The following is a 12178-nucleotide window of genomic DNA, read 5'->3' as shown; positions in this document are numbered from 1 at the left end:
CGTCGCCCGCCGCCAGACCTATCTCGACGAGCTCGAACGCCGGGCACCCGCACAGCTCGGCGCATGGCTGGCCGCCGGCGCCCGCGCCGCCGGCGACCCCAGCAAATTCATTTGCCCGGACGCCACCGGCCGAGCAGACGACCAGCGATGAAAGGAGACTCGAACGTGCGGAACCGACCCATCGACCGACGCCGACTCCTGACCGGCATCATCGCAGCAACGTCACGGCCCATCACCGGCTGCGGAGCCGACCTGGCCGGCCAGGAAATGGCGAGCACCGCGGGCTCCGCAGTCGGCACCATCACCGGGCCCCTCCTGCTCCGCGGCGTCATTGCGGTCTGCGACCACCCCGGCACCGCCACGCTGCTAGCCACCATCTTCAACCACGGAGATCGCGGCGACGCCCTGACCAGCGTCACCCTGCACGGCGGCCAGGCTGTCCTCGAGCGGCAGCCATCCCCGCCGGCAGCAGCACCGTGTACGGCCACCAGAGCTCGGCTGCCGACCGACCACCCGGCCGGATCATTCTGCGGGGCGCCCCGGTCACACCGGGCCTGTTCGTGCAACTGACGCTGACGTTCCAACGAGCCGCGCCGGCGTCATCGTCTACTGCAGTCGTGACCGCCAACTCAGCGGCCTCTCACCCCGCCCCGGTTGGGACTGACACGGGTTGCCGATGGCGCACGTCAGTCCTGGAGGATCACATTCCGGCGGCTACGTATGCCGTGCAGGTTGCGGGCTTGCCGGTGGTGATCAGGTTCGGGTCGATGACGATCTGCCCGGATGGTGGTACGAGGTCGGGATAATCCGAACCGCCGCCGTTCACCTTGCCGTCGGCGCCCTTGCAGATGACGCCGATACGTGGCGACTGCAACGCCCCCGCAGTGGGATTCGCGATCGTGAACTTCGCATGCCACAGGGTCTTGTCGTACGGGTCGACCGTGATGCTGTCGGCCTTGAAGGTTCCGAGGTTCGTCTTGGTTTCCTCGAAGGTGCCCTCGTCCTCCACCAGCAAGGTCGGTTGCAACGACGCAACCTTTATCCGCTGGCCGACATCGACCTGGGTACCGACGGCACGGAGCTGGCCGGCGATGTCGAATGACTCCACCTGGGATTCGCTTTTCACGATCTTCCCGCTCTTGTCGAGCAGGTTGAAATTCACCGTAACCGTCTGCCCTCCATGGTCAGACAGGTTCTTCACCAGGGCGGTCACCCAGACGTACTGACCAGCCTGCCCGTAACCGAACTCGACGATCTGACCAAGGTCGCGTTTCTTGTCATCGCTCGAGGTGCTCCCACTTTGCGGCGTACCCGTGTCGACATCCTCGCCCCCAGATCCGCACGCAGCGAACGTCAGGGAGATAGCGAACGCAGCCGCAAGCACGAGCAGGCGACGTCGTTTGCTGACCATGGCACTCCGAGTCCTGGCTGACCGCCGAGTGCGCTCGAGGCTGGAGCGGCCTGCAAGCTCGTCCATCACTATCAACCTCTCTGCAATGTGGCATGTCGTGCCAGCGTAAGTCACGCACTGTAACAAATAGGGCTACTGACTCGATACTCACGGTGAGACGTTCGTGCACGCACGCTGCTGCACCGTCTGGGTGGGGGAGATCCTATGAACATGACGCTTACGGTCGTGGCGAACCTGTTGCAAGCTGCGCCGGACGAGAACTCGCAGGACTGGAGGCAGGTCGTCAGTTGGGTGCTGGGCTTGCCGGTCGCCCTTGCCGCGGCACTGGGCACCATCTACGTCATACCGAAGGCCCGACGCGAGAACCGCAAGCTTGAACTGGAGATCCTCGAGAAGGAACGGGCTTTGGGCATTGCTCAGGCAAATGAGGACCCCGCCCAGGTTGCCACCGCCGTGGCCGAACCGATCTTCGAGACGAGGAGGGCACAGAACCTTATCTTGCGGTTCGTACTGCTCTACCTCCTCCTGCAAGCCTGGAGCGTAGTCAGTGGGCTGTTGGGTTCGGCCTTGGCCGGCGCCCAGATCGGGCTCAACAATGCCGTCGAAGCGGACGCCTCCGTGTGGGTGATCGCGGGCTACTTGCTCGCCGCCGCCGTGGCGTCCCTGCCCGGGGTCATACGCTCGCTGCTGTTCGTACTGGTCGGCTGGCCGCTGCTGCTCGATGTCGCCAAACTGCTGCGTTTCGACCTTCCAGACTTCACGTATAAGCCGGTCGCAAGGCGGATGCTGATTCTCATCGCGATCATCGCGGCCCTGGTCCCGAATCTGATGGGCGCGAGCTTCTCGCTCTTCCGCTTCTGATCGCTGCCCGGTGGCGCGTTCGAGGCTGGTCGGATCACAGCGTCGTCGGCGACGGCGCGAGGTCGGCTGTGCGGAGGCTACGTCTCGGCCCGCTGGTGAGAGCGACAGCAAGACCCAGCCTTGGAGGTCAGCGCCGCGCGAGGGCATGCAACTGTTCAGGATCAGCAGATAGCGGTGGCTGAAACGGTGCTGAGGCGCGGAGTGAGCGGAGTCCGAGTGGCCGGTTGAGCTCCTTCACATCGTCGAGTCGGAGCAGATGAGCGTGCTCTACGCCGTCGAGGTATTGAACGATTCCAGCCATGACAACGAGAGCGTGTGGCGGTAGCGCCGACATGCCGTATGAGGGCGGAGGGCAACGACTTCGATCAGCGTGGCTGTTCCGACTACGGCCATGGTCGGGGCACTTGCGTACAGGACGACGGCGGTACCAGGAGACGCCGTGATCGCCCGCCGGCGAAGCTCCACGGTCTTCGTGTCAATCAGGATTGCGTTTGCGAAGCGTGGGCGGAGGGCGACAAGGGAGATCGCGGCCTCGACGACTGCTTGTTCGTTGGGACTGGCTGCTGCTACAACGACATCCGAGTGTGTGATCGGACCAGCCGACATGTACAGAGGCTACGTTCGGTAGCGGGGACCGGCATCTTATGTTGCGTGTCGTACACGGCCGCGGCACCACCCGTTCGTAGCGGCTGCGCCTACTCTTGGATAGGTGGCGTGATCGTCACCCAGACGCTGTGGACCGCGTGTTTCCACCATCGTGTCAAGGCATGAGCTTGTGTGTCTCCGCCGGCTCACACCAGCTCCACAGTGGTGCAAACCTGTGTTACAGCCACTCGATAACGATCGGCATTGTTCAAGCGGTTGACCCGCGACGTGTGTTGCTCGTGTCCCCTACGGTGAGAGAACCCCCCATGGGTGTGGCGTCCCCTCCAGACCCGCACCGGACGGGTGCCCTGATCTGGTGACCAGGGCACTCCGTTCACCTCGTCGATTGCGGCGATCTGTAACGCTCCGTTAGTGCCCGACGATAAGGGTGTTGATCGCGGTGGGGGCGCTGGCGATCGGCTTGGGGGGAAGCGATGGGTGCGATGCGGCCGCTTGTTGTCATGGCCTCGGTGGGTGCGCTGGTGCTCGGGGTGACGGCGTGCTCTAAAGACGGCAAGGCTTCTTCGCCGGCTGCTACGGCGACGCCGAGTGGTGTGCCCGTCGAGGCCGGCACAGCGGCGGAGGCGAGCCACGGTGGTGTGAAGGTCGTGCTGCCGGGATCGTCGGTTGGCGGCAGTGGACGGTTGCGGGTCGAGGACGATACGAGCCTACCGAGAGACGCGGCCGGCCTGCATCGGTTCGGGGATGGTGTGCGGGTCGAGCTATCGGGTGCGCAGCTGAAGGGGCGGGCGACTGTCACGTTCGCGGTTCCGGCGGGGTGGGATCCCAACGTGGTGCCGGTGGTTGCTTGGCAGGACGGGCATGGCGGCTGGCGTTGGCTGCCGACGTCGCAGTGGAGGCCTGGCCAGCCGACGGTGACGGCTCAGACCGACCACTTCTCTTCGGGCTTTCTCGGTGGGTTCGACATCAAGGCGGCAGCGAGTGAGGCGCTGAGCTGGTTGGGCAATCGACTCTCCGGCCGGGCGGGGGTGGCGCAACCGCGGTGCAATGGCGAGACGACGCTGCGGACGAGGGTTAAGGTGGTCTCGGACGGCGGGGACTCGGTGAAGTGGTGCGCGGGCGTCGAGTCTGGTCACGCTGTACTGCGGATCGCGAACAACCGGCTGGCTTTCACCCAGGTGACTTATCCGAACCAGTGGAAGGTCATCGCCGGCGATCGTTTCGGGTTCAGCGGTGATGCGCTCACCCAGTGGATCGCGACGGGTGGGGAGAAGGTGCTGACACCACGCGGCAAGTCCGTCATCCTCATACCTCGCGGCGAGAGCGTGACCTTGCGGCTGCCCGACGTACCGGACGCCACGGTCTGGGCAGAGATCAGCCAAGTTGCCTATGTGCTGCAGATCATCGAGCTGGCGATGTCGGTCAGAAAGGCCGTGTCTAAGGCGGCAGGTCAGGCAGTCGAGACCGATGGTTGGATGGAACGACTGGCCAAGACCGTCACTACCGGTGATCCGTCGAAGGCCTGGACCGAGGCTGCCAAGGGCTGTCTGAAGAGCTTTCGCGACGAGTACACGGACAACTTCTTTGAGGTCGCCGAGGTGACGAAGTCGATCAAGGAGTCGATGAAGTTCGCGGCCAGGTGTACGGCGGAGATGGCGCGCGCGCAGACGACTGACGTCGCGATGTTCCTTGGTGGTCTGGTTTTCGGGGTGATCGATTTCGTCGTCTCGACGATAGGTGCTGCGTTGTCCTTGCTGATCATCAGTGCTCGCGAGATCGTGGACTCGGTGGCGAGCTTCGGGGGCAAGAGCAATCCGATCTATGGAATCTCGTTCGTTCCCAAGTCCGTGCCGACCGAGGTCATCAAGGTCGATCCACTCATGAAATCCGGGGGAGCGAAGTCGGGCTGGAAAGTGGAAGACACCGGCAAAATCCTTGAGTGCGCTCCGAGTGGCGAGGCGTATCCCTCGCCGGCTGCGGTCAGCTCAGGAATCTATTCCTGTGGTTATGTTGCCGACGGCGCCGATGTCTGTTGGGTCACCGAGCAGCAGATCGCAATGTGCGGCGGCGCGCCATGGGACAAGCGACTCTACAGATGGACGGTCAATGAGTCCGTCCTGCCTTCGGTGAAGCCAGAGGCGAACCCCTATCCGTGGGGACTTGAACTGTCCGACGGCACCCGCTGCCGGCTGCGGAACGGTGGCTCGTGGTCCGGTCGACCCGATGGCTGGAACGGTGCCTACTACTGCGAGGGCGTCAACTTCGTCGTCCTCGCCGACACCAACCACGACTATCGCTACCTGGACAAGAGCACCCCGACGTGGAAGGTGTGGGTCGGCGATCTGGACGACTCAGCAAAGTCGATGCCTCCACCCAAAGTCATGGCCGTCACCAAGGCCTACTTCGCATCGAACTGAGCTCAGTTCAAGTCGCCGAGGCGTCTGGCGTCACGAGATCGTCAAGAAACCGTTCGACCGATCTCAACGGTGGATGGGCGAAGGTGTTGCGGTGGCGCACAACCTCAAGACGTGCAGGATCCCGTTGTCTGTCGTCGCTGCCTACTACTGCCGGAACCTGAACGTCCGGCCGGGTCCCTCCCGCCCGGTCGGGCGGGATCGCGATCTGTTCATCGAGATCGGCGTTACGAGGATCGTCGAAATCTGGGTCATGGAGTCGGCGGCGCACGTTGCCTACCTGGAGCCGCGCAGCGGGACGGGACTCCTGGTGATGCCGATCCTGGAGAGGGACGTTTCGGCGGACGAAGGGTTCGCCGGCGTCGCGTGGCCTGACGAGTGGAGCGGCTCTCCTTTTGCGGAGATGTCTTTGCACAGTGCCGATCTGCTCGAGATGCTCGATCGTCTCGCGGACGCGGGATGGACACTGCTGGAGGACGCGGAGGGTGACGCCGAGGTGGCTGGTGAAGCGGCCGGTGGCGGCTCGGCGCTCTGCCTCTTCGCTATTCGCACGCGATCCGATGAGCTCGTTCTCGAGGATCTGCATCAGGCGTTGACAGCTCTGCACGCCGCAGCTGATCTGCGCCATCTCCAGCCGTGAACTGATCAGTCGGCAGGTGGGGCGCACGAAGCGCGGCAGCACGCCCTTCGGCCCGGGTCGGATGAGAGTCGGCGTCGTTCGTCATCAAGGCACGGAGTGACCTAGACATTCATTGGCTAGACTGGGCGCCACCATGGACGGATCTGGGTCGTTGCGCCGGCTGATGCTGCGCGGGCTGGCGTTGGTCGCCGCGCTCGTGGCCGTGTGCGCGTTCCACGGTTCCGCTTCGGAGCCGGTGGATGCGCGGTTGGCGGCCGGTCCAGTGGCTGCGGCGCCCGCGTCGGACCTCGTCGGTCCGTTGCATCTGGACTTCGGTGAGGTGCCGTCGGCGTTTCCGGTCGAGGAGCATCACGCGCACGTTCTCGTAGTGTTCCTGCTGGGCGGGCTTCTCCTCGGGCTCGTGGTGCGGCGGCTCGCTGGGTACGCCGTCGGCGATCTCTGGCGCACGACGGGCTGCATCGGCGTGACCGATCCCCCGTGCTCCGTGGCTCCTTCTCTGACACGACTCTGCGTACTGCGGACCTGATCCTGCGTACGTCGTGAGTGGCAGCTCCATTCGAGCTCGCCACCGCTTCGCCGTACCCCGATCAGTCGCATCCAGAGGAGACCCATGTCCGTGCAGGCGGCCTCCTTCTCTTCTCCGAGTAAGGAATCACTATGAGTACAAACACCCGTATCTCGATCGGAATCGCGACGGCGTTCGCGATTGTGGTCGCAGTACTACTTGCCATCAGCAACCGCTCCGGCGACGACAGTACGAGTATCGCCGGCCCGTCGGAACAGCTGGTACGTGCGGACAGCCACCGGCTCGGTGCAGCAGCCGACAACAAGGTCACGTTCGTGGAGTTTCTGGACTTTGAGTGCGAGGCCTGCGCGGCGGCGTACCCGGTGGTGGAGAAGCTGCGCAAGGACTACGCCGGCAAAGTGACGTTCGTGGTGCGCTACTTCCCGATCCCGAGCCACTTCAACGCCGAACGCGCGGCCCGCGCTGTCGAGGCGGCGGCCGCGCAGGGCAAGTTCGAGGCGATGTACCAGAAGATGTACGAGACCCAGACCGAGTGGGGCGAACAGCAGGTGCCGGCTGACGCACGGTTCCGCGGGTATGCCCAGGCGCTCGGGCTCGATGTGGTTGCCTGGGACAAGATTTACAACGATCCCGCCACCCTGCAGCGGATCAAGAAGGATGTCGCCGACGGCGAGGCGGTCGGCGTCACAGGCACACCGACGTTCTTCCTGAACGGCGAGAAGCTGCAGCCCGAGTCCGTCGACGATCTCATCGCGAGCATCGATGCTGCCCTCGAGTAGCCCGGTCCAGGGTCGCCCACGGGCATTGCCGTGGCTTCTGATGCTCGGCGGCGCTGCCGGGCTAGGAGCTGCAATGGGTCTGACCGTCGAGAAGATGCGGCTGCTGCACGACCCGTCGTACGTTCCCTCCTGCAGCATCAACCCGGTTCTCTCCTGCGGTTCAGTGATGTCCACCCCGCAGGCCGAGGCGTTCGGTATTCCCAACTCGCTCCTCGGTATCGTCGGCTTCGCGATCGTCACTACGGTTGGCGCCGCCTTGTTGGCCGGCGCCGAACTGGCCCGTTGGTTCTGGCTGGGTCTCCAGCTGGGTGTCACGTTCGGCGTGGGCTTCGTTCACTGGCTGATCTTCCAGAGCCTGTACCGAATCGGTGCCCTATGCCCCTATTGCCTGATCGTCTGGGCAGTGACAATCCCGATCTTCTGGTACGTGACCCTTCACAACCTGCGAAGGGTCACGTTCCACGCCGTGGTAATGACAAGCTGGTACGTGATCATCCTGGCGCTGATCACCGAGCGCTTCTGGGACTACTGGAGCACACGCCTGTAGCGATCGAGAGGACCGCCGCGGAGAGCTCAGCGCGAACGCAGTACGGCGTAGTCTGCGGCGGTCAGGGGATCGGTGGTCAGTGCACCGTCGGCCAGCAGGGCCTCGACGGGCTGGCCGTTGCGGGAGAAGGTCACCTGGTCGACTGTGGAGAGCGCGGTGACCGAGAGCACGATCTGTCCGACGGCGAGCACGTTCTCGGTGGCGGACCGGCCGTCTGTTTCGCCGGAGAGCTCGAGATGGACCACTTGTCCCTGGACACCGGCGACTGCCAAGGTGAGCTCCGGCGGCAGTGCCGAGGTGATGCCGTCGGCCTGCTCGGTCGTGGTCGGGCCTGCGAGCAGCGCCGAGATGACTGTCTGGAGGCGATCGGAGGGCGCTGGTTTCGGCGCGTCGCGGACTAGCGTCACCAGGCGGTCGTTCCGTACGAGGACGACCTGGATCGCCGGTTTGCCCGGTGTCGCCGAAGAAGGCCCTGACGTCGGCGAGTTTCCACGCAGGAGCCGAGACGGTACGGCCGCGGGGTCGATCGGCGCTGGTTGCTGCTGCACGGGAACTCCGCATCCGGCGAGCACGACCGCTGCGGCGAGGACGGTCACAAGGGCTCTCATGCCGAAGCCTCCGGCAGCCTGACGACGATCCTGGCTCCGTCGGCCGGGGACGCAGCGCACCAGACTGTACCGCCGTGCGCCGTTGCCGTCTCGGCCACCAGAGCCAGGCCGAGACCGGTGCCCGACGACGAACCGCGCCCGCCGTGGCCGGTCGCGAACCGCTCGAAGACCCGTTCGCGGTCCTCGGCCCGGATGCCCGGGCCGGCGTCGTCGACGTACACCACGACGTCGCAGCCCGACCGAGCGACCTGTACGCCGACGAGCCCCTCTCCGTGACGTTCCGCGTTCTCGAAGAGGTTGCGGAAGAGGCGTCCGAGGCGTGGCTTGTCGGCGAGCACCTGCAGATCCTCCGGGCCCTTCAGCAGGGAGGGATCGCGGCCGACCTCGCCTAGCGCCTGTCGCAAGAGAGGGGCCAGTTCGATCACGGTGCTCGGACGGAGATCGAGGCCGCCGTCGGAGCGAGCGAGTTCGAGCAGATCCTCGAGCAGCCGCCGGAAGCGTTGCAGGTCGGCTGTGATCAGGTCGAGGACGCGTCGGGAACGATCCGAAAGCTCGTCCCGGCGGGCGTTCAGAAGGTCGACGCTACCGACCAAGGTGGTCAAGGGGGAGCGAAGCTCGTGGCTGACATCAGCTGCTAGCCGCGCGTCCCGGTTGATGCGTTGCTGCAATGTGTCGACCATGCTGTTGAAGGATCCGACGATGGTGGCGAGCTCCGGATCCAACGTGGCCGGTAGCCGGGTGTCGAGGTCCCCGCCCGCGATCGACGCCGCCGTGGCCGCGACTCGATTCAGCGGAGTGACTACCGACCGGCTGCCCCACACTCCGAGGGCGGCACCCGCCGCGGTAGCGAGCAGCGCACCACCGGAGAGGATGCCGCTCAACAGGCGCAGCGTGCCGTCGAGTTCGGTGAGTGGTGCGATCTCGTAGAACTCCGCCTGGACCGACGGCACTGGTACGCCGATGACCATCGACGGCCCGTCATCGGATCGGAAGCGTTGACTGGTGGCCGTTCCGTCGGTGACGTGTTGGCGGACTGCGGCCGGTACGGCGTCGCGGCCTTGGTCCAGCGATGACGCGTACCACTGGCCTTGCCAGTTGAGGATGATCGTGTGGCCGGCCGGCGTACCGGCAGCGGTCAGAACGGCCGACACGTCGGCGCCTGCACTCTGGAGACGACGTTGGATGAACTCTGCGTCGGTGAAGGCCTGATGCTGTACGACGCGCTCTCGTTGGGCCAGCAGGTATCCGCGGGCCAGCAGATAGGTGCTGATGGCAAAGACTGCCGAGACGAGCAGCGCCACCAGCGCGAACGCAAGGACCAGCCGGTGCCGCAGACCCGGAGTACGCCGCCCGAACCCGCGCAGCCCCATCCTCATTGCGGATCCAGCCGGTAGCCCATCCCTCGCATCGTCACCACGATCTGCGGCTTGCCGGGGTCTCGTTCGATCTTGGTGCGGAGCCGTCTGATGTGGACGTCGACGATGCGCTCGTCTCCGTAGTACCCGTGCTCCCAGACCGACGCGAGGAGGGCGGGCCGGCTGAGCACCCGGCCGGGCGGCTGGGCGAGTTCGACGAGCAGGCGGTACTCCGTGACCGTCAGCGGCAGGTCCTTGCCATCGAGAGTCACCGCGCCGCGGGACGTGGATAGGACCAGTCTGCGACCCGGCCCCGCGTCAAGTACCACGTCGGCCTCGACGGGATCGCTGCTGCTCCGCAGCCTGCGTCGCAAGGCGCGCAGTCGTGCGGTGATCTCCTTGATCTGGAAGGGCTTCGTGACGTAGTCGTCGGCGCCGGCCTCAAGTCCGGCCACGATGTCGTGGGTGTCGGATCGGGCGCTGACAATCACGATCGGGATGTCGCTCATCCGCCGTACCTCGCGGATGCAGGTGTATCCGTCGACCTCGCCGAGCATCAGGTCCACCATCATCAGGTCCGGGAGCGAGGACCGGACTTCGGCCAAGGCGGACGGCGTGTCCGCGGCTTCGGTGACCTGATAGCCCTCGTCCTCCAGTGCCAGGCGCAGAACGGCGCGGATTCGGTCGTCGTCCTCGACGATCAGGACTTGCATCGGCATGACCCCATCGTCGCAATCATCTGCCCCGGTGTGACCCCGTGGTACCCCATGTCATCTGATCGTCAAGAAGGACGACGACCGATCTCAAAGTCGACGATGCAGGGTGGTATCAACGCCAGATCACTCCGGAAGGCGACAGCTGATGACCGATGCTATCCACAGCCCGCTCCCGCAGAAGGCCATCGTGACCATCTCCGACGCTGACCTTGGCAGCGGCCTGACCGCTCTGCGCTGGCGTTTGCGAGGCCTGGTGATGGAAGGCGCGTGCCTGGTCGTGATCGACGTCTCCGAGATCAGCGAGATGTCGTCGACACTTCTCGCCGCGCTCCTGGACACCCATCGGGTGTGTCGCCGCCGGGGCGGGGGAGTAGTCATCCGGCATGCCAGCCGCAAGATGTCCGACGTACTTCGCCGCACCGGTCTCGATCGCGTTTTCGACGTCGAGGCTGCGTGACCCTGTTGCGCTGCAGGATTTCGCGAACCCGCCCGATCCGCCTGGGCCGCCCAGCCCGGTTCTGTGAGGTAGCACCGCCCATGAACCCGTTCGACCGCGACTCGACCCGCCGGCGCTACGTCGACGTGACCGTCGTCGAGTTCGCCGCACACACCGCCTACCTCGATCCCATCACCGGAACGGGGTACCTCGTGACTCCCCATCCAGACACCGACGTCCCCCCACCTGAAGACCCGCTGGTCGAGGCGGCGTGGTCAGGCAGTCTGTACGAGGACGATCAGCCTGGCCGTCTGTCGCTGTACGACGCCGATCTCCGCGGCGCACTCAACCACCTGGCATCCGAAGGGTGGGAGCCACTGCTCGACGAGATCGGCGAGATCGAGGAGGCGGGCTGGACGACGGACGGGCGGCGTGCGCTGTGCCTCTACGCCATGCCGGCCACCGAACCCTGCGTCGAGGCCCTCCACCGAGCACTGACGGCGCTGGACATCGCCTCCGACGTCCACGTCCGTGTCCGGCATAAAACGGACAAGAACTCGCCAGACGTAGCCGACTGATTCCTCACCAGACCCATGGACGGGTCGTCAGCCTCCGTTCACCATTCTCGCGGCGAACTGGTTCACGGCGGTGACCGAGATCGGCAAGTGGATGCGGAACAAGGCGATGCCGGCGCGATCGGCATAGCCGATCGCTTCCTTGCTGTAGCCGCTGCGTGCGAAGCAGACGGCAATGCGGCCGTGGGCAGCACCCATCAACTGCTGCAGCGTCGGCCGCCCGACAGGCTTCATGGCGTACTTCACCTGTGCGGCCACGGCCGCACCAACGACGTCGACGCCTGCGTCCGCGCCTGCCGCCGTCGTCACCGCATCATCGAAGCCGAACTGGCGCAGCACCTGAGCCGCGAGGCGCTCGGCCTGCTGCCATTCGGCGTCGGAGCCGGCCGCCGAGTCGCCCCACCAGAATCGGTGCTGTTGTTCAGGCGACATGCGGTCGAGGACCCGCTGGCTCCTGTCTGACAATGCGTCGCTCACTACCCTGTCAGCGGCGAGGTACCCGTCGGTTCGTCGTAAGACCTGATCCGCCCAGGTGAAGTAGTCCTCAGGTACTTGGATCGCGTTGCGGATCGCGTACAGGAGATGGTCGCGACAGGCCGCGACCGCCTCCGTGAGCGCTATCCAGGCCCGCTCCCGATGGATCAAGCTCGGATGATCGCCGGGGAGCGCGACGCCGAGGCCTGCCGCTACCGGGTCCGGATCCG

The 12178-nt window shown here is 65.3% G+C and carries 14 protein-coding genes; 9 read left to right on the top strand and 5 right to left on the bottom strand.

Annotated elements, in window-relative coordinates; genetic code table 11:
* The first annotated feature begins 165 nt into the window (after positions 1-165).
* A complete protein-coding gene (locus tag ABT313_RS00490) occupies positions 166-570 on the top strand; it encodes a hypothetical protein (RefSeq protein ID WP_350847088.1) in 405 nt (134 codons plus the stop codon).
* Positions 571-700: 130 nt separating this feature from the next.
* On the opposite strand, the gene ABT313_RS00485 is transcribed toward ABT313_RS00490, so the two are convergent.
* Entirely contained in the window at positions 701-1477 is a 777-nt protein-coding gene (locus ABT313_RS00485) for a hypothetical protein (RefSeq protein ID WP_350847085.1), read from the bottom strand.
* Between the two features lie 138 nt (positions 1478-1615).
* On the opposite strand from ABT313_RS00485, the gene ABT313_RS00480 reads away from it, so the two are divergent.
* The 6 genes from ABT313_RS00480 to ABT313_RS00455 all read left to right on the top strand — a co-directional run bounded on the left by ABT313_RS00480 (position 1616) and on the right by ABT313_RS00455 (position 7784).
* Positions 1616-2272, top strand: coding sequence for a hypothetical protein (locus tag ABT313_RS00480; RefSeq protein ID WP_350847082.1), 657 nt, complete (start codon positions 1616-1618; stop codon positions 2270-2272).
* A 1079-nt stretch (positions 2273-3351) separates the two neighbouring features.
* Positions 3352-5295 (top strand): hypothetical protein, encoded by a 1944-nt coding sequence (locus ABT313_RS00475; protein ID WP_350847079.1) that lies wholly within the window; start codon positions 3352-3354, stop codon positions 5293-5295.
* 91 nt (positions 5296-5386) lie between these two features.
* Positions 5387-5932 (top strand): hypothetical protein, encoded by a 546-nt coding sequence (locus ABT313_RS00470; RefSeq protein WP_350847076.1) that lies wholly within the window; start codon positions 5387-5389, stop codon positions 5930-5932.
* Positions 5933-6065: 133 nt separating this feature from the next.
* A complete protein-coding gene (locus tag ABT313_RS00465; RefSeq protein WP_350847073.1) occupies positions 6066-6458 on the top strand; it encodes a hypothetical protein in 393 nt (130 codons plus the stop codon).
* A gap of 131 nt (positions 6459-6589) precedes the next feature.
* Complete coding sequence (locus tag ABT313_RS00460; protein ID WP_350847069.1) at positions 6590-7237, top strand: DsbA family protein; 648 nt, start codon at positions 6590-6592, stop codon at positions 7235-7237.
* A complete protein-coding gene (locus ABT313_RS00455) occupies positions 7221-7784 on the top strand; it encodes a vitamin K epoxide reductase family protein (RefSeq protein ID WP_350847067.1) in 564 nt (187 codons plus the stop codon). Before ABT313_RS00460 ends, ABT313_RS00455 begins: the two co-directional genes overlap by 17 nt.
* 26 nt (positions 7785-7810) lie before the next feature.
* On the opposite strand, the gene ABT313_RS00450 is transcribed toward ABT313_RS00455, so the two are convergent.
* Genes ABT313_RS00450 through ABT313_RS00440 form a run of 3 tightly spaced genes read right to left on the bottom strand, consistent with a single transcriptional unit; the run spans position 7811 to position 10466 of the window.
* On the bottom strand, positions 7811-8392 hold the full coding sequence (locus tag ABT313_RS00450) for a GerMN domain-containing protein (protein WP_350847065.1): 582 nt from the start codon (positions 8390-8392) through the stop codon (positions 7811-7813).
* Entirely contained in the window at positions 8389-9768 is a 1380-nt protein-coding gene (locus tag ABT313_RS00445) for a sensor histidine kinase (RefSeq protein WP_350847062.1), read from the bottom strand. The genes ABT313_RS00450 and ABT313_RS00445 overlap by 4 nt, the downstream gene beginning before the upstream one ends.
* A complete protein-coding gene (locus ABT313_RS00440) occupies positions 9765-10466 on the bottom strand; it encodes a response regulator (RefSeq protein ID WP_350847059.1) in 702 nt (233 codons plus the stop codon). Before ABT313_RS00440 ends, ABT313_RS00445 begins: the two co-directional genes overlap by 4 nt.
* Before the next feature lie 142 nt (positions 10467-10608).
* On the opposite strand from ABT313_RS00440, the gene ABT313_RS00435 reads away from it, so the two are divergent.
* Positions 10609-10920 (top strand): STAS domain-containing protein, encoded by a 312-nt coding sequence (locus ABT313_RS00435; protein ID WP_350847056.1) that lies wholly within the window; start codon positions 10609-10611, stop codon positions 10918-10920.
* Between the two features lie 80 nt (positions 10921-11000).
* Positions 11001-11477: a hypothetical protein gene (locus tag ABT313_RS00430; protein ID WP_350847053.1), complete on the top strand. Its 477-nt coding sequence runs from the start codon at positions 11001-11003 to the stop codon at positions 11475-11477.
* Positions 11478-11504: 27 nt separating this feature from the next.
* Here the strand turns inward: ABT313_RS00430 and ABT313_RS00425 are convergent, their stop codons facing one another.
* Positions 11505-12119 carry a restriction endonuclease gene (locus ABT313_RS00425; RefSeq protein ID WP_350847049.1) on the bottom strand — a complete coding sequence of 205 codons (615 nt, stop codon included), beginning with the start codon at positions 12117-12119 and terminating at the stop codon, positions 11505-11507.
* Positions 12120-12178: the final 59 nt, after the last annotated feature.

It is taken from the genome of Kribbella sp. NPDC000426, from assembly GCF_040300265.1.
In the GTDB taxonomy this organism is placed as follows: Bacteria; Actinomycetota; Actinomycetes; order Propionibacteriales; family Kribbellaceae; genus Kribbella.
Note: the sequence above shows the minus strand (reverse complement) of the source record. Positions and strands in the feature narration are given on the sequence as shown.